The sequence below is a fragment of the Pseudoclavibacter sp. 13-3 genome (assembly GCF_021168475.1).
Classification (GTDB): domain Bacteria; phylum Actinomycetota; class Actinomycetes; order Actinomycetales; family Microbacteriaceae; genus Pseudoclavibacter_A.
Genome location: NZ_JAJOZT010000001.1, coordinates 693,050 through 709,736 on the forward strand (window position 1 = coordinate 693,050; position 16,687 = coordinate 709,736).

The 16,687-nt window shown below is 66.7% G+C and carries 13 protein-coding genes and 1 tRNA gene; 1 reads left to right on the forward strand and 13 read right to left on the reverse strand.

Annotated features, from left to right (window positions below):
- Positions 1–62 precede the first annotated feature (62 nt).
- The 7 genes from LRX77_RS03080 to argS form a co-directional block, all read right to left on the reverse strand.
- Positions 63–1,118: a N5-glutamine methyltransferase family protein gene (locus LRX77_RS03080; protein WP_231831371.1), complete on the reverse strand. Its 1,056-nt coding sequence runs from the start codon at positions 1,116–1,118 to the stop codon at positions 63–65.
- Complete coding sequence (gene prfA / locus LRX77_RS03085; protein WP_231831372.1) at positions 1,115–2,188, reverse strand: peptide chain release factor 1; 1,074 nt, start codon at positions 2,186–2,188, stop codon at positions 1,115–1,117. The genes LRX77_RS03080 and prfA overlap by 4 nt, the downstream gene beginning before the upstream one ends.
- Positions 2,189–2,211: 23 nt before the next feature.
- Positions 2,212–4,392, reverse strand: coding sequence for a transcription termination factor Rho (gene rho / locus LRX77_RS03090; RefSeq protein ID WP_231831373.1), 2,181 nt, complete (start codon positions 4,390–4,392; stop codon positions 2,212–2,214).
- Positions 4,393–4,530: 138 nt separating this feature from the next.
- A complete protein-coding gene (gene thrB / locus LRX77_RS03095) occupies positions 4,531–5,448 on the reverse strand; it encodes a homoserine kinase (RefSeq protein WP_231831374.1) in 918 nt (305 codons plus the stop codon).
- Position 5,449: 1 nt separating this feature from the next.
- Positions 5,450–6,811, reverse strand: coding sequence for a homoserine dehydrogenase (locus tag LRX77_RS03100; RefSeq protein ID WP_231831508.1), 1,362 nt, complete (start codon positions 6,809–6,811; stop codon positions 5,450–5,452).
- Positions 6,808–8,301, reverse strand: a complete 1,494-nt coding sequence (locus tag LRX77_RS03105; RefSeq protein ID WP_442961587.1) for a diaminopimelate decarboxylase family protein — start codon at positions 8,299–8,301, stop codon at positions 6,808–6,810. The genes LRX77_RS03100 and LRX77_RS03105 overlap by 4 nt, the downstream gene beginning before the upstream one ends.
- A 235-nt stretch (positions 8,302–8,536) precedes the next feature.
- On the reverse strand, positions 8,537–10,279 hold the full coding sequence (gene argS, locus LRX77_RS03110; RefSeq protein WP_231831376.1) for an arginine--tRNA ligase: 1,743 nt from the start codon (positions 10,277–10,279) through the stop codon (positions 8,537–8,539).
- 107 nt (positions 10,280–10,386) lie between these two features.
- On the opposite strand from argS, the gene LRX77_RS03115 reads away from it, so the two are divergent.
- A tRNA-Arg gene (locus tag LRX77_RS03115) sits at positions 10,387–10,460 on the forward strand.
- A gap of 89 nt (positions 10,461–10,549) precedes the next feature.
- On the opposite strand, the gene LRX77_RS10465 is transcribed toward LRX77_RS03115, so the two are convergent.
- From LRX77_RS10465 to LRX77_RS03145, 6 genes are all read right to left on the reverse strand, one after another.
- Positions 10,550–11,470: an FKBP-type peptidyl-prolyl cis-trans isomerase gene (locus tag LRX77_RS10465; RefSeq protein WP_231831377.1), complete on the reverse strand. Its 921-nt coding sequence runs from the start codon at positions 11,468–11,470 to the stop codon at positions 10,550–10,552.
- Positions 11,471–11,809: 339 nt separating this feature from the next.
- Positions 11,810–13,120 (reverse strand): alpha-hydroxy acid oxidase, encoded by a 1,311-nt coding sequence (locus tag LRX77_RS03125; protein ID WP_231831378.1) that lies wholly within the window; start codon positions 13,118–13,120, stop codon positions 11,810–11,812.
- A gap of 116 nt (positions 13,121–13,236) precedes the next feature.
- Complete coding sequence (nrdI, locus tag LRX77_RS03130) at positions 13,237–13,755, reverse strand: class Ib ribonucleoside-diphosphate reductase assembly flavoprotein NrdI (RefSeq protein WP_231831379.1); 519 nt, start codon at positions 13,753–13,755, stop codon at positions 13,237–13,239.
- A gap of 228 nt (positions 13,756–13,983) precedes the next feature.
- Complete coding sequence (locus tag LRX77_RS03135; protein WP_231831380.1) at positions 13,984–14,898, reverse strand: metal ABC transporter permease; 915 nt, start codon at positions 14,896–14,898, stop codon at positions 13,984–13,986.
- Positions 14,895–15,653 carry a metal ABC transporter ATP-binding protein gene (locus tag LRX77_RS03140; protein ID WP_231831381.1) on the reverse strand — a complete coding sequence of 253 codons (759 nt, stop codon included), beginning with the start codon at positions 15,651–15,653 and terminating at the stop codon, positions 14,895–14,897. The genes LRX77_RS03135 and LRX77_RS03140 overlap by 4 nt, the downstream gene beginning before the upstream one ends.
- The gene (locus tag LRX77_RS03145; RefSeq protein WP_231831382.1) at positions 15,650–16,612 is read right to left on the reverse strand and encodes a metal ABC transporter substrate-binding protein; all 963 of its coding nucleotides are present in this window, start codon (positions 16,610–16,612) and stop codon (positions 15,650–15,652) included. Before LRX77_RS03145 ends, LRX77_RS03140 begins: the two co-directional genes overlap by 4 nt.
- Between the last annotated feature and the right edge of the window lie 75 nt (positions 16,613–16,687).

The window sequence follows — 16,687 nt, forward strand, 5'->3', positions numbered from 1 at the left end:
GTCTGTAGCAGTCTAGTCGCCGAGTCTGCGTGTGCCCTGTGCCGACTCGCGGCCGCGCACGATCAGCGGCGCAGCGGTCGGCGCGCTTCGGTGAACCGATCGCGACCGGTCAGATCGCGGTGTGTCTGCGCCGCCTCGAATCCGACGCCTTCGAGCAGCGTGCGCACGTCTGCGCCCTGCTGCTCGGTGTGCTCCAAGAGAATGCCCCCTCCGCCTTGCAGCGCGGCGAAGGCGGGCGAGATCAGCGCACGGATGAAGTCGAGTCCGTCGGCACCGGAATAGAGGGCCGACGCGGGGTCGGCGCGCGCCTCGGGCTCCAGGGGAACATCCCCGGTCGGCACGTACGGCGGGTTCGACACGATCAGGTCGAACGCACCCACAGGCTCTGCCGCGGGCCTGCCTGGCGCCAGGTGCACGGTCGAGCGTGTCTGCGACCGGGCCGACGAGGGCGATGAGGATGCAGTCGCCAGATCGGCGATCGCGTCACCGGCGACGAGGGCGACGGCACTTTCGACCGCGGCCAGACCATCGGCCTGGGCGTCGATGTTGCGCTGCGCCCAAGCCTGGGCGGCAGGCTCCAGCTCGACGGTGCGCACCCGTGTGCGCGGCATCTCGGTGGCGATCGCGAGACTGATGGCGGCCGAGCCGGTGCCGGCTTCGAAGACCTGCAGAAGCCGTGGTGCGGTGCCGAGACGTGCGGCGACGGCCGCGGCAGACCCATCGGGGGCAGACACCGGCGTCTGGCCGGCGGCGCGGCGCTCTGTCAGCAGCTCCAGGGCGCGTTCGACCAGCAGCTCGGTCTCAGGGCGAGGCACGAACACACCCGGTCCGACGGCCAGGTCGAGCGCGCGAAAGGGGGCGCTGCCGAGCACATGCTGCAGCGGGATGCGGTGGCTGCGTCGCTCGGTGAGGGTTTCGATCGTGTGCAGCCGCTCTGCGTTCACGCGAAGCCGGCCGGTGAGCTCGGCCAGGCGGAGATCGCCCAGACTCACGCCGAGCGCGTGCGCGACGATCTGCCGGGACTCAGCCCGGGCCGGGCCGATGCCAGCCTCGGTCAGCTGCTGCTGCATCCGCCGGACGACCGGGCCCACCTCGCTGCCGGCAGCCGCGGCCGTCACTGCCCCAGGGCCTCGAGACGGTGCGCCTCGTCAGCGGCGACGGCCGACTCGATCACCGGGTCGAGCTCGCCGTTCATCACCTGATCGAGGTTGTAGGCCTTGAAGCCGGTTCGGTGGTCGGCGATGCGGTTCTCGGGAAAGTTGTAGGTGCGGATGCGCTCTGAACGATCCATCGAGCGAATCTGGCTGTGGCGCTGCTCGCTGGCGGCGGCGTCGAGTTCTTCCTGCTGTTTGGCGAGCAGACGGGCGCGCAGCACGCGCATGGCGGCGTCACGGTTCTGAATCTGGCTCTTCTCGTTCTGCATCGACACCACGATGCCGGTCGGCAGGTGCGTGATGCGCACGGCGGAGTCGGTCGTGTTGACCGACTGGCCGCCGGGGCCGGAGGAACGGTAGACGTCGATGCGCAGATCGTTCTGGTTGATCTGCACCTCTTCGGGCTCGTCGACCTCGGGGAACACCAGCACGCCGGTGGTCGAGGTGTGGATGCGCCCCTGGCTCTCGGTGACCGGCACACGCTGCACGCGATGCACGCCGCCTTCGTACTTCAGGTGCGCCCAGACACCTTCTGCAGGATTGTTCGAGCGGCCCTTGATGGCGACCGAGACGTCTTTGAACCCGCCCAGATCAGATTCGGTGGAGTCGAGCATCTCGACCTTCCACCCCTTCTTCTCGGCGTAGTGCATGTACATGCGCAGCAGGTCGCCGGCGAAGAGGGCGGACTCCTCGCCGCCCTCGCCGCCCTTGATCTCCATGATCACGTCACGGCCGTCATCGGGGTCGCGCGGAATCAGCAGTCGACGCAGCCGTTCGGCCGACGCGGCGAGCTCGGTCTCGAGACCGGGCACCTCGTCGGCGAACGACTCGTCTTCTCTGGCCAGCTCGCGCGCGGCCTCGAGATCTTCGTCGGTCTGCCGCCAGTGCTCGAAGGCGACCTTGATCGCGTTCAGCTCGTTGTACCGACGACTGAGCTTCTTCGCCAGAGCCGGCTTGGTGTGCACCACCGGGTCTGCGAGCTGGATCTGCAGGTCGGCGTGCTCGGCGAGCAGCTTGTCGACGGAGTCGAACATCGAGCTCACAGTCGAGGCCTCGCTCAACGCTGGCGCAGGCCGGGCACGTCATGTGCCTGCATGCGCATCAGGAACTCGACGTTCGACTTGGTCTCTTTCAGCCCGTTGAACACGATCTCGACGGCCTGCTGCGGCTCGAGGCCGCCCAGTGCACGACGCAGCTTCCAGACGATCTTGAGCTCGTCGGCCGGCAGCAGCAGCTCTTCGCGGCGCGTGCCCGACGCGTTGACGTCGACGGCCGGGAAGATGCGTTTGTCGGCCAGCTGGCGCGACAGGCGGAGCTCCATGTTGCCGGTGCCCTTGAACTCTTCGAAGATGACTTCGTCCATCTTCGAGCCGGTCTCGACCAGAGCCGAGGCGATGATCGTCAGCGAACCGCCGTTCTCGATGTTGCGGGCGGCGCCGAAGAAGCGCTTGGGCGGGTACAGCGCCGAGGCGTCGACACCACCGGAGAGGATGCGGCCCGAGGCGGGCGTCGACAGGTTGTAGGCACGGCCCAGACGCGTGATCGAGTCGAGCAGCACGACCACGTCATGGCCCAGCTCGACCAGACGCTTGGCGCGCTCGATGGCCAGCTCGGCGACCGTGGTGTGGTCGTCGGCGGGGCGGTCGAACGTCGAGGCGATGACCTCGCCCTTGACCGTGCGCTGCATGTCGGTGACCTCTTCGGGGCGCTCGTCGACGAGCACGACCATGAGGTGCACCTCAGGATTGTTCGTGGTGATCGCGTTGGCGATCTGCTGCATGATGATCGTCTTGCCGGCCTTCGGGGGCGCGACGATCAGACCACGCTGACCCTTGCCGATCGGGGCGACCAAGTCGATGACGCGGCCGGTGAGCTTCTGCGGCTCGGTCTCGAGGCGCAGGCGCTCCTGGGGGTACAGCGGCGTGAGCTTCGAGAACTCGACGCGCTGGCGCGCCTCTTCGACGGTGGCGCCGTTGACTGTGTCGAGCTTGACCAGCGCATTGTACTTCTGACGACTGTTGCTCTCGCTGTCGCGCGGCTCTTTGATCGCACCGACGACGGCGTCGCCCTTGCGCAGGCCGTAGCGCTTCACCTGGCCGAGCGAGACGTACACGTCGTTGGGGCCGGGCAGGTAGCCGCTGGTGCGCACGAAGGCGTAGTTGTCGAGCACCTCGAGCACGCCCGCGATCGGAATCAGCGTATCGTTCTCGGTGTACTCGGGCTCGTCTTCACGGCCGCGTCGCTTGCGGTCGCGGCTGCGGTTGCGGCTGCGGCTGCGGCCACGACGCTCGTCGTTGTCGTGATCGTCGCGACGCGAGTTGTCGTCGCCCTTCTCACCGCGTTCGCGACGGTCGCCCTTCTCGTGGCGGTCATGCTTGTCGCTCTTGCTGCGATCGTTCTTGTCGCTGCGATCGCCCTGCTCGCCCTGCTCGTCTTTGCCCTCAGCCGACTCGTTGTCGTTCTGACGGTCGTTGTCACGACCGCGGCCACGACCGCGCCCGCGGCTGCGACGGCCCTCGCGATGCTCGGTGCGGCCTTCATGGTTCTCGGTCTCGCCATCGGCGCTCTCGCCGTTCGACTCTGCCGACGCGTTCGCGCCGTCGGCGGTCTGCTCGGAGCGGCGGCCACGCTTCGACTCGTGCTGCTCACCGGCCTGCTGCGACTCGTGCGTCGCACTCTCGCCCTGGTCGGCGTTCTGCGCGTTCGCGTCGCCGGCCTGGTCGTTGTCACTCTGTCGGGCTGCGCCCTGCTTCGAGCTGGCACGACGCGGAGCGCGCGACTCGGTGCGCTCGACCGCTGCAGCGGGCTCGACGGGCTGCGTCTCGGCAGCGCCCTGCTCTGCCTGCGCACCGGGCGCATCGAGCACCTCGACCGTGACCGCGGCGTTGACGCCCTCGGCCACATCGGTCGTGGGCAGCGTCGCCCGTCGCGAGCGGCGGCCCGTGCTGGCGCGGCGTGCGCGCGGTGCCTCGGTGGACGCGCTGGTCGCCTCGGCCTCGGCCGCTGCCGGCTGGTCGGTCGCACTCGTGGCGGCGACCGGCTCAGCGCTTGTGGCGCTCGCCTGCTCGACGGTCGATCCGCCGGCAAGCTGGGCACGGCGTTCGGTGATCGCCGAGATCAGTTCGCTCTTGCGCAGCTTCACGCCAGAGAGCCCCAGCTCTGCGGCGATGCTCTGCAGCTCAGCCACGCGCAGGGTGGTCAGCTTGGGCGTCTCGGTGGTGTTCTTGACATCAGTCACAGGAGGTTTTCCTCTCGCCTTGCCGTTTCGGCCAAGGAGATTCATCGATCGGTGGTCCCGATCGTCATTACAGAAGGGCACACATCTGAGAAAACGTGAGGTGCCGCTGGATCATGACCGAGAGCACAGCTCTCAAAGTCACAACACTACTGTAGCACCCTCAGCGGCGATCGCCACCCGGTGCGACTTCCACCGCACGGGCGTGTCATGCGAGGCGGAATCGACCAGGCCATCCGCCGCCGCCACGGCATCGGCCTCGGCCGCGCTGGTCGCGAGAACGAGCACCGTCGGCCCGGCCCCGCTCAGCACTGCCGCATGCCCCTGCGTGCGCAGATCGGTGATCATGCGGTCGGTCGCCGGCATCGCCTGCGCACGGTACGGCTGATGCAGGCGGTCTTCGGTCGCCTCGAAGAGCAGGCTCGGGTCTTCGCCGAGGGCATGCACCAGCAGCGCCGAACGCGACAGGTTGAACACGGCGTCGGCCACCGGCACGCTCTCTGGCTGGAGCATGCGCATGGCGCTCGTCTTGGTCGTGTAGTCGGGCACCAGCAGCACCGCGTGGATGCTCTCGTCGACCGTCATGGCGGCGCAGCGAGGGCGCCCCTCACCGTCGGTGTAGGCGATGGTCGCGCCGCCGTAGACGGCCGGAGCCGCGTTGTCGGGGTGCCCTTCGCAGGCGGTGGCCAGCCGAAAGACCTCGTCGCGGTCGGGCTGCTCACCGGTGTGCAGGGCGAGCGCCGCAGCGACGCCGGCGACTACGGCCGATGCCGAAGACCCGAGCCCGCCCGACTGCGGCACGCCGTTCAGGGCACGCAGATGCGCACCGGAGAGGGCACCGCCGAGCTGCTCCGTCGTCTGCAGCAGAATGCGCACGAGCAGGTTGCGACGGTCGCGAGGCAGCCACTTCGACCCGGCGCCCCGCACGTCGACCTCGAATCGGCCGGAGTCGTTCGGGGTGACCTCGACCTCGTTCCAGAGGTCGAGGGCGATGCCGAGCGAGTCGAAGCCGGGGCCCAGATTGGCGCTGGTGCCGGGAACACGAACGCGAACGGACATATCAGTCTCCTTCGACACGCATGACGCCGATCACAGAGCGCACGGCAGACGTCTCGCCGAGCTGCTCGACGGTTCGCCGAAGGCGCTCCTCGGGTGCCCGGTGCGTGACGATGACGAGACTGACGTCTGCGGCTGATGCGGTGGTGGCCTCGTCTGAGCCTGCGGCAGCGGTCGTGGAGACAGCCGAGTCAGCGAGTTGCTCCTGGTGCAGGGCGCGAACCGAGATCTCGTTGCCCGCGAAGACCGCCGAGATCTGCTCGAGCACACCCGGCTCGTCGGCGACGTGCAGAGTGATGTGCCAGCTCGACTCGACCTCTGAGATGTCGGCGATGCGCAGGTTCGCGTCGAAGGTGACGAACTCGGCCGGTGCGCCGCGCACGATGCGCTTCGCGGCGAGCACGAAGTCGCTGAGCACGGTCGACGAGGTCTCGACGCCGCCGGCGCCAGCACCGTAGAACATCAGGTCACCGGCGTCGAGCGCCTCGACGAAGATGGCGTTCTTGCCCCCGTGCACTGCAGCAAGCGGGTGATCGGCGGGCACCATCGCCGGATAGACACGCACGTTGACCGCGTCGCGCTCGCCCGGCTTCTCGGGAAGGCGCTCGGCGATCGCGAGCAGCTTCACGACGTAGCCGGCCCGTTTGGCGGCGACGAGCTGCTCAGTGGTCAGCCTCGTGATGCCCTCGGTGTGCACCGCTGAGCGGGGCACGTGCGTGTGGAAGGCGAGACCGGCGAGAATGGTCGCCTTGGCCGCGGCGTCGTGACCCTCGACGTCGGCGCTGGGGTCGGCTTCGAGATAGCCGAGACGGCTGGCCTCGTCGAGTGCCTCGTCGAGCGTGATGCCCGCGGTGTCGATGCGATCGAGAATGTAGTTCGTGCTGCCGTTGACGATGCCGAGCACACGGTTGATGCGGTCGCCCACGAGGGAGTCCTGCAGCGGGCGGATGATCGGGATCGCAGCCGCCGCGGCCGCCTCGTACCAGGTCTCGGCGCCGCCGCGGCGGCCGGCCTCGAAGATGTCGACCTGGTGCGCGGCCAGGAGTGCCTTATTGGCGGTGATGACGTCTTTGCCCTCGCTGAGCGCGCGCTCGATGTACGTGCGTGCGGGCTCGATGCCGCCGATCAGCTCGATCACGATGTCGGCCTCGTCGATGAGGCGATCGGCGTCGGTGGTGAACAGCTGCTCAGGCAGCTCGACGTCGCGGTGTGCGTGCAGGTTGCGCACCGCGATGCCGATCAGCTCGAAGTCGGCGCCGATGCGCTGGGCGAGCTCGGCACGACGTTCGATCAGCTGTCGGGCCGTCTGCGCTCCGACCGACCCGGCGCCGAGCAGGGCGACTTTCAGCGTGCGGTGAGTCATCAGTCCTCCGTCTTGTTCGTGATCTCGAGACCGGCGTCACGGCGCAGCAGCGTCTCGATGCTCTCGCCGTGCACCAGCAGGTGTGCGGTTCCATCCCAGACGCCCACGACAGCCGGGCGCGGAAGCATGTTGTAGTTCGACGACAGCGAGAAGCAGTACGCGCCGGTGTCGGGCACGGCGAGCAGATCGCCTCGACGCACGTCTTCGGGCAGGTAGTCGGCCTGCACCACGATGTCACCGCTCTCGCAGTGCTTCCCCACCACGCGCACGAGCACCGGCTCGGCGTCGCTGCTGCGCGAGGCGAGCGAGGCCTGGTAGTCGGCGTCGTACAGCTCGGGGCGGGGGTTGTCGCTCATTCCCCCGTCGACGGCGATGTATCGGCGGGTGTTGCCGGTGAGCTGATCGATCTGCACGTCTTTGATGGTGCCGGTCTCATAGAGCGTCACGCCGGCGCGGCCGACGATCGAGCGCCCCGGCTCGATCGCGATGTGCGGCACCGGAACGCCCTGCGCGAAGCAGGAGCGCTGCAGGGTCGACGCGATGTTCTCGGCCATCTGCTCGATCGGTCGCGGCAGGTCGGCTTCGGTGTAGGCGATGCCGAAGCCGCCGCCCAGGTTGAGCTCGGGCACGGGCCCGCTCTCGAGCAGCCGTTTCTGCACCTCGATGAGACGCGTGATCGCTTCGTCGAATCCGAGCGCGTCGAAGATCTGCGAGCCGATGTGCGAGTGCATGCCGACGAACTCGACGCGGTCGATCGCACGCAGACGGCGCACCGCCTCGTCGACGTCGGCCAGCGCCACCCCGAACTTCTGATCTTCGCGTGCCGTCGCCAAGAACTCGTGCGTCGACGCATGCACGCCCGTCGTCACGCGCAGACGCACACGCTGCCGATACGACGGATCTGCCAGCGGGCTGGACGCAGCAGGCGAACCGGCCGCTGCATCCGCCGTCGTCTCGGCGACCGCGTCTTCGATCACGGCCTGCAGCAGGTCGATCTCATCGAGCGAGTCGACCACGATCGTGCCCAGGCCAATGCCGACTGCGGCGCGCAGCTCGGCGTACGACTTGTTGTTGCCGTGCAGGCCGATGCGCTGCGGGGGCATGCCCGCGGCGACGGCGATCGCGAGCTCTCCCCCGCTCGAGACGTCGACGTTGAGGCCGGCGTCGCGCATCCAGCGCACGACGTCTGAGGTGAGCAGCGCCTTCGAAGCGTAGTAGACGGTGACGTCGGTGCCGATGGTGGCGAGTGCGTTCGCGAATGCGTCACGGATGCGGGTGGCCTGTGCGACTGCGGTGGCGCGATCGACCACGTAGAGCGGCGTGCCGAAGGTCTTGGCGAGGTCAGTCACCGCGACCCCGCCGATCTCGACCCCACCCGAGGCATTGCGGGCCGCGGTGTCTGGCCAGATGGCCGGATCGAGCGTGTTCAGGTCGTCAGGAATGGTGAGCCATTCGGGAGCCAGCGGTTCGGTGTGATCTGAGTGTGAGGGCACCCGCATATTCTACGTGGTCGGCACGTCGGTCCATCCCAGCTGGAGCAAACCCGCGGTCGTGGCACCGAAAGTGCAGAAAATACGGCCATCACGCAGCGATAGGCAGAGATTCTACAAACTCAGCGCACTGCCGCAGTCGATGAGCCACCGAGCTGCGGCGCGCACGAGAGAGCTGCGGCAGCGCTGCGGCGCGCAGCGGCGACCTCGCTGCGGCGACCTCGCTGCGGCGGCAGAATCACATGCGCTCTGGGGCCGAGACGCCCAACAGATTCAGGCCGTTGCGCAGAACCTGTCCCGCGGCATCGTTGAGCGCCAGACGGGCAGCGTGCACCGGCTCGACCGCTCCGTTGCTGAGCGGAATCACGCGGCAGTTGTCGTACCAGCGGTGGAAGTCGCTTGCGAGCTCCTCAAGATAGCGGGCCACGCGGTGCGGCTCGCGGAACTCCGCGGCTTTGGCCACGACGGCCGGGAACTGCGCGATCTTCGCGATCAGCTCGGTCTCGGTGGCATGCGTGAGCGTCGACGGGTCGAAGTCGAAGGCCGAGACGGTCACGCCGGCGGCGGCAGACTTCTCGGCGGCGGCGCGCACCTGTTCGACGTCCTGCCCGGGCAGCGCGACGGCGATGCCCGCAGCAGCCGCGTTCAGCCCCACGTTGTGCGTGCGCGCATGCGCGTACTGCACGTAGAACACCGGGTTGTCATTGGTGCGGCTGCGCAGCTTCTCGCCGTCGAGGTTCAGCGGCGAGTCGGCGGGATACCGTGCCAGCCAGTAGCGCATCGCATCGCTGCCGATCCAGGAGAGCAGATCATCGAGCTCGATGATGTTGCCCGCGCGCTTCGACAGCTTCGCGCCGTTGAGGTTCACCAGCTGCCCGATCAGCACGCTGATGTTCGTCTCGGGGTCGTCGCCCGCGGCGGCCACGATCGCCTTCAGACGATTGACGTAGCCGTGATGGTCGGCACCGAGGAAGTAGATGGCCTGCTCGTACCCGCGACGACGCTTGTCGAGGTAATACGCGGCATCTGCGGCGAAATACGTCTCTTCGCCATTCGACCGCACGACCACGCGGTCTTTGTCGTCGCCGAAGTCAGAGGTGCGCACCCAGGTCGCACCTTCCTGCTCGAAGACGCGACCCTGATCTCGCAGGTGCTGCACCGCATCCTGAATCAGGCTCGTGCCGGTCTCAGGGTTGATCGCGTGCAGGCGACGCTCGCTGAACCACACGTCGAAGTGCACGTTGAACGTGTCGAGCGAGTGCTTGATCTCGGCGAGCTGCTTCGCGTAGGCGAGCTCGCGTGCGGTCGACAGCTGCTCGTCGGCCGGCAGATCGAGAATGTCGGGCCGCTCGCCTTTGACGTAGGCGGCGAGATCCTGGATGTACTGCCCAGGATAACCGCCTTCGGGCGTGGGCTCGCCCTTGATGGCGGCGAGCACCGAGTCGGCGAAGCGGTTCATCTGGCTGCCGGCGTCGTTGATGTAGTACTCGCTGACGACCTTGGCGCCGGACGCCTTCAGCAGGCGCGCGATCGAATCGCCGAGTGCAGCCCACCGGGTGTGCCCGATGTGCAGCGGGCCGGTGGGGTTGGCCGAGACGAACTCGAGGTCGATCGAGTGGCCGGCGAGCGCCTCGTTGTCGCCGAAATGGTCACCCTGGCCGATGACCGTCGGCAGGATGCTGGCGCCGGCCGCGGCGTCGAGCGTGACGTTGATGAATCCCGGGCCTGCGACGTCGACCTCGGCGATGCCGTCGACGTCGCGCAGACGCCCGGCGATCGTCTCGGCGAGCGCACGCGGAACCAGTCCGACGCGCTTGGCATGCTGCAGCGCGACGTTGGTCGCCCAGTCACCGTGGTCACGGCTCTTCGGCCGGTCGATGCGCGGGGCCGGCACCGAGGTGAGCTCGGTCGGCACCTCGCCCGCCTCGGCGAGGCCGTGCAGAATGTCGACGATGGTCTGGGAGAGATCTTCAGGGGTCACGAGGGCTTATTCTAGCGGCTGCGAGCGCGCCGTGCCGCGCATGGCCTGCGGCGGATGCTATTCTGGTGGGCGTCTGTGCGCGCCTGCTCTGCGGGTGCGTGCGTTCTGCGCCCATAGCTCAGCTGGATAGAGCGTTGGTTTCCGGTACCAAAGGCCAGGGGTTCGAATCCCCTTGGGCGCACCGAACAGCACCAGTCGGTGTACCCAAAGAGCAGCCGAGCCGGCGATCGGTCAACCCGATCACCGGCTCGGCTGCCTTTTCGCTGAGTCTTACTCTCCTGTCGAGGTCGAGGCGTCGCTGGCTGGCCCGGTCGAGTCGATCGTGAGCACGAACACCAGGGTCTCATGCTGCATCACCGCCCCGTCGCTGCTGCCGTACGCCTCTGACGGCGGCACCACAGCCACCACCGTCGAGCCGACTTTCTGCCCGACCAGCGCCTTGACGAATCCGGGGATCAGCCCCGTCTCGTCTGCCGTGCTCGTTGCCGCGTCGCCGCCGTAGTTGCTCTCGACCTGCTTGCCGTCGCGCAGCTTGGTGAGCTGGTAGTGGAACGACACGCTGTTGCCCTCCGCGACCGTCTCGCCGTCACCCTGCTTGATCACCTTGACCTGTGTGGTCTTCGGTGAGATGCCGGTCGTGATCGTGGTCGTCGGGTTTCCGGAGTCGTCGAGCGTCACGGTGGGAAAGTCGGCATCGCTGAACGTGTCGGAGAGCTCGGGGTCGCTCGTCTGCACCTGGCCGATGACGTCGACCACCATAGCCAGCGGGTCGGAGTCGTCGAGCCCGAAGTAGCTGCTTGCGTTGCCGGCGCCGAGAAGGTCGGAGGCGCTGCCCGTGATGCTCAGGCGGGTTCCGATCTTCTTGCCGTCGATCTGGTCGGGCAGCGAGCTGAAGTACTGCTTCCACGATGTCAGGCCCGACGTGGTGTTGTAAGGCGAGAGGTCTTTCTGGTTGGTCGGGTCGTAGAGCGCCAGCCCGAGTTCGACGTTGTCGTCTTTGCCGACGGTGTCGCCGTCACCGTCGATCAGAGTCTTGGTCTGCACCTTCGAGGTGTCGACGTCGCCTGAGACGCTGACGGCCGCCGCCGTGCCGAAGTCGCCCGTGACGTCGATGCCGTTCGACCCGTTCGAGCATCCGGCCAGTCCTACCATCGTCACCGCGATCACTCCGGCTGTGAGCCACTTGCGCACGCTGCCACTCTCCCGTCTCTGGCCATGTCACAGCATGGCCGCGTTGTCTGCTTCAGATTCTGCTTCGTTCGCTCTGCGCGGCGGATGCCGTGGTACCGACGACCTCTGAACTGGCGTCTGCTGGCATGCCGGCCGAGCGTTACCCATCGTGGTCAGCGCACATTCCGACGACTCATGACTGCGCTGTGAATACGCTGAGCGTCTGCACCGCGGCAGGCGCAGACGGCCGCGGGCCGGGCGCTGGTGGCCGGGCGCTCAACTCCTTACCCGGCCCCAAGGCAGCACAGAGGGGCGCCGGCTGCCCGGACGCCCCTCTGTCTCAGCTGCTGAGCACGCGGCTCACTTCTTGGCGCCGGCCGCCTCGCGCTCGGCTTTCGCTTGGAGCTCGCTCGCAGCTGCCTGCGCACCGTTCGCCTCGCGCTCGTCGCGCGTCAGCCGACGCAGCTGCGTGACGTGACCGGGGTTCAGCTCGTCGAGCGACGAGACGCCGAGCAGCTTCATGGTGCGGATGATCTCGTCGCGCAGAATCTGAATCGTGCGATCGACGCCCTGACGGCCGCCGGCCATCAGACCGTAGAGGTAGGCGCGGCCGATGAGCGTGAAGTTCGCGCCCTTGGCGATCGCCGCGACCACGTCGGCCCCTGACATGATGCCGGTGTCGACGCCGATCTCGGTGCGGTCGCCGACGGCCTTGACCACGTCGGGCAGCAGCTGGAACGGCACGGGCGCGCGGTCGAGCTGGCGGCCGCCGTGGTTCGAGAGCACGATGCCGTCGACGCCCGCAGCCACCAGGTTCTTCGCGTCTTCGACGTTCTGCACACCCTTGATCACGAGTTTGCCGGGCCACATCTCTCGGATGACGTCGAGGTCGTCGAAGCTGATGGTGGGGTCCATCGCGCTGTCGAGCAGCTCGCCCACCGTGCCGCCGGTCGAGCTCAGCGAGGCGAACTCCAGCTCAGGCGTGGTGAGGAAGTCCCACCACCACCACGGCCGTGGAATCGCATTGATGACGGTGCCGAGCGAGATCTGCGGCGGAATCGAGAAGCCGTTGCGCTTGTCGCGCAGACGCTGCCCGGCGACCGGGGTGTCGACGGTGAAGAACAGCGTGTCGAACCCGGCCTTGGCCGCGCGTCGGGTGAGCTCGTAGCTGATCTCACGATCGCGCATCACATAGAGCTGGAACCAGTTGCGCCCGTCGGGGTTGGCCGCCTTGACGTCTTCGATCGACGTGGTGCCCAGAGTCGACAGGGTGAACGGGATGCCGGCAGCGCCTGCGGCACCGGCTCCGGCGACCTCGCCCTCAGTCTGCATCAGGCGGGTGAACCCCGTCGGCGCGATGCCGAACGGAAGCGCAGACGGGCCGCCGAAGATCTCGCAGCTCGTGTCGACATCCGTCGCCGGGTGCAGCACAGACGGATGCAGCTCGATGTCACGGAACGCCTGCCGGGCACGACGCAGCGAGATCTCGTCTTCGGCCGCGCCGTCGGTGTAGTCGAAGGCCGCACGGGGCGTGCGACGGGCTGCGATGCGGCGCAGATCCCAGATGGTCAGCGCCGAGTTGAGCCGCCGTCGGCGACCGTTCAGATCGATGGGTTTGAAATGCAGCAGATCGAAGATCTCGCTGGGCTTGGGAAACTGCCTCGTCACCATGTTCGCCACTCTCCTGTGAATCGCTGTCAGCGGCCCACACGCCAATGTGGTCGGGCCACCAGTTCGTTTCGGTCAGCCTAATCAGTGGCAGCAATGAAAGAAAGGGTTGCCTCGCCTCACTTCACGCGGTAAGCGCTGCAGCCGGCCTCGTCGGGCGCACTGGGGACGCGAAAGTCACCCTGGTGCGTCTGGTGCCAGAACCGAGTCAGGCCGTTGTCGACCTGCTCGACGTCGCGCTGGGTGCCCAGCAGCTCGAATCGATACAGTTCAGGCACCTGGCACTTGGTCGCGATGATCGGCCCGGCGTAGCAGTAGTACTCGCCGAAGTTCGTGTTGCCCGCGGTGATCACGCCGCGCAGCAGACCCCGGTTGACCGGGTCGTTGAGAAAGCCGATGACCTGTTTGGGCACGGCGCCGTTGCGCACTCCCCCGCCGTACGTCGGCAGCACCAGCACGAAGGGGCGCGAGACCCGCAACAGGCCCTCGATGCGGGGGCGCAGCGGAATGCGCACGGCATCGTGACCCACGCGGTCGACGAACCGACGAGTGTTCTCAGAGACGCTGGAGAAATAGACCAGCTCTGGCGACTCGTTCGTCGCAAGCTCTCGCACCGTCGCAGCTGTCGTCACCTGCATCACTCGTCATACCTCATCTGTTCACTCAGTATCCATATGTAGTGGTTACATCCGACTCAACCCACTACATGTAGTATTCACCGCTTCTGGGCCACGAGAGCCAGCCACGCCGAAGAGACAGACCAGAGACACCAGACTTCTTGCGAGAGAAGCAGGCTGATGCCGACGACTCTGTGGGATCGTCGACATCAGCCTGTGGCTCTGGAAAGCGCAGTGTCACCTCTTCTCTCAGCGCGTCGGGGTGAGTTCCACTTCTTCGTTCTCTTCACGAAGGGCGGCTTCGGCCTCTTCTCCGCTGCGATGACGGCGCAGCATCGTGAGCAGCGCACTCGACGGCCCGAACAGATAGACGATGCCGAACGCCACACCCAGCACAACCCCGATCATGCCGCCCGACGAGGTGTCGAACGCATAGCTGAGCAGAATGCCGACCAACACGCATACCGCAGCGATCAGCGGTGCCAGCCAGAGCATCCGCCAGATGCTCGACGTGAGCAGACGGGCGGTGGCCCCGGGCACGATCAGCATCGACACCGCAAGGATCACACCGACTGCCTGGAACGACACGACGACGGTGACCGCCAACGCACCGAGCAGCAGGCTGCTCAACACGCGAGTCGACAGCCCCAGCGAACGAGCGTGAGTGGGATCGAAGGCGAACAGAGTGAGGTCACGACGCTTCAACAGCACCACGACGACAGTGATCGCGCCGAGAACGATCACCTGCCACATGTCTGTCTTGGTGATGCCCAGCAGGTTGCCGAAGAGAATGTGGTTCAGATCGGTCTGGCTGGGCGTGATCGATATCAGCACCGTACCGAAGGCGAACAGCGTCGTGAACACGATACCGATGGCGGCGTCCTCCTTCACCAGCCGCTGCCCGCGCATGCCGCCGATCAGCGTGACGGCGATCGCGGCGAACAGCAGAGCGCCGACGGCGAAGGGAACACCCCAGATGTAGGCGAGCACCACGCCGGGCAGCACCGCGTGCGAGATCGCATCGCCCATCAGCGACCAGCCGATCAGCACGAGCCAGCAGCTGATCACACCGCAGACGAGTGCGGTGACCATGCCCACGATCAGCGCGCGCTGCATGAATGCGTACTGCCAGGGCTCGACCAGCAGTGAGAGCAGGTCGTTCATCGAATCACCTCTCTGGCCTCATCGGCGCTCAGGTCGAACGCTCGAGCCAAGTTCTGCGGCTCCAGCACTGCATTGGTCTCACCGTGCATGAGCACCGTGCGATTGATCAGCACTGACTCGGCGCAGAGCGCCGGCAGCGAGTGCAGGTCATGCGTGGCGACCAGGATCGTCGCGCCGTCGGCGACGAGATCGTGCAGCACACTGACGATCGTGGCCTCAGAGCGCTTGTCGACGCCGGCGAAGGGCTCGTCGAGCAGCAGCACACGTGCATGCTGCGCCAAGGCTCGGGCGACGAAGACGCGCTTGCGCTGGCCCCCAGAGAGCTGACCGATCTGCCTCTTGGCGAGACCGGTGAGTTCGACGCGCTCGATCGCCTCAGCGACCGCCTCGCGGTCGACCGCGCGCGGGTGACGCAGCCAGTTCTGGTAGCCATAGCGACCGAGCATGACGACATCCTGCACACTCAGAGGAAACGTCGTGTCGATGTCGTCATGCTGCGGTACGTATCCGATCATGCCGGCGCGACGCGCCGTGACCGACGACTCCCCGAGAAACGAGAGCCTGCCGCTGTGAATCGGGATGACGCCCATCAGTGATTTGAAGAGCGTCGACTTGCCGGCACCGTTCATGCCGACCAGACCGCAGATGCGGCCGGGTTTGATATGCACCGAGACGTCTCGCAGGGCGCGCACGGCGCCATACGAGACATTCAGGTCGTCGACGGAGATACCGTCGTCAGCAGCATCGATGCTCACTGTGCGTTGGCTCCGGTCAGACCATCGGCGATGGTGTCAGCATCATGCCTGAGCAGCTCGACGTACGTGGGCACCGGACCGTCTTTCTCAGACAGCGAGTCGACGTAGAGCAGGTGCTCGGGATCAGTCTCGAAGCGAGCGCCGGTGGCCTCGGCCACCTGTTCCATCGCCGAGGTGTTGACGGTCGACTCGCAGAACACCACAGGCACGTTTGCGGCTTTCACCTTGTTCTCGACGTCGGCCTTCTGCTGCGGCGTGCCCTCTGACTCGGCGTTGACCGGCCACATGTAGATCTCGTTCAGCCCCGAGTCACGGGTCAGGTACGAGAAGGCTCCTTCGCAACTCACCAGAGTGCGCTGCCCCTCGGGAACGCTCGACAGGCGCTGCTCCAGACTGTCCGAGACGCCCTGGAGCTGCTTTTTGTAGTTCTCGCCGTTCTGTCGGTAGTCGGCGGCGTGGTCGGGGTCGAGGTCGCTGAAGGCCTTGACGATGTTGTCGACGTAGATCTGCCCGTTCTTCGGCGACATCCAGGCATGGGGGTTCGGTTTGCCGCTGTACTCGCCCTCGCTGATGTCGATCGGATCGACACCCTCAGAGAGGTCGGCGCGCTTGGCCTTCGAGTCAGAGGTGAACTTCTCGAACCAGCGTTCCAAGCCCAAGCCGTTGTTCAGAATCAGGTCTGCCTTCGAGGCCTCTTTGATATCGCTCGGGGTCGGTTCGTAGTCGTGGATCTCAGCGCCGGGCTTCGTGATCGACTCGACTTTCAGATGGTCGCCGGCCACGTTCTCGGCCATGTCGTCAAGCACGGTGAACGTGGTGAGCACGAGAGGCTTGCCGTCGCCGTCAGCCGACTTCTGCTCACTGCCGCCGTTGGAGGTGCAGGCGCTCAGAGATGCGACCACCACCGTCGCGGCGGCAGTCGCGGTCACGACGCGCAGGAGTCTTGATTTTGCCCACATATACAGGTGTCCTTTCACAGACGATCGATTATTCGTTCTCATGCCAGCGCACCCGGTCGGGATTGCAGCGACAGC

Bases quoted from the DNA above. Each gene is read 5' to 3' on its own strand.
- prfA (WP_231831372.1), bottom strand. From the start codon at position 2,188: ATGTTCGACTCCGTCGACAAGCTGCTCGCCGAGCACGCCGACCTGCAG.
- thrB (WP_231831374.1), bottom strand. From the start codon at position 5,448: ATGTCCGTTCGCGTTCGTGTTCCCGGCACCAGCGCCAATCTGGGCCCC.
- LRX77_RS03125 (WP_231831378.1), bottom strand. From the start codon at position 13,120: ATGGTGACGAGGCAGTTTCCCAAGCCCAGCGAGATCTTCGATCTGCTG.
- nrdI (WP_231831379.1), bottom strand. From the start codon at position 13,755: ATGCAGGTGACGACAGCTGCGACGGTGCGAGAGCTTGCGACGAACGAG.
- LRX77_RS03135 (WP_231831380.1), bottom strand. From the start codon at position 14,898: ATGAACGACCTGCTCTCACTGCTGGTCGAGCCCTGGCAGTACGCATTC.
- LRX77_RS03145 (WP_231831382.1), bottom strand. From the start codon at position 16,612: ATGTGGGCAAAATCAAGACTCCTGCGCGTCGTGACCGCGACTGCCGCC.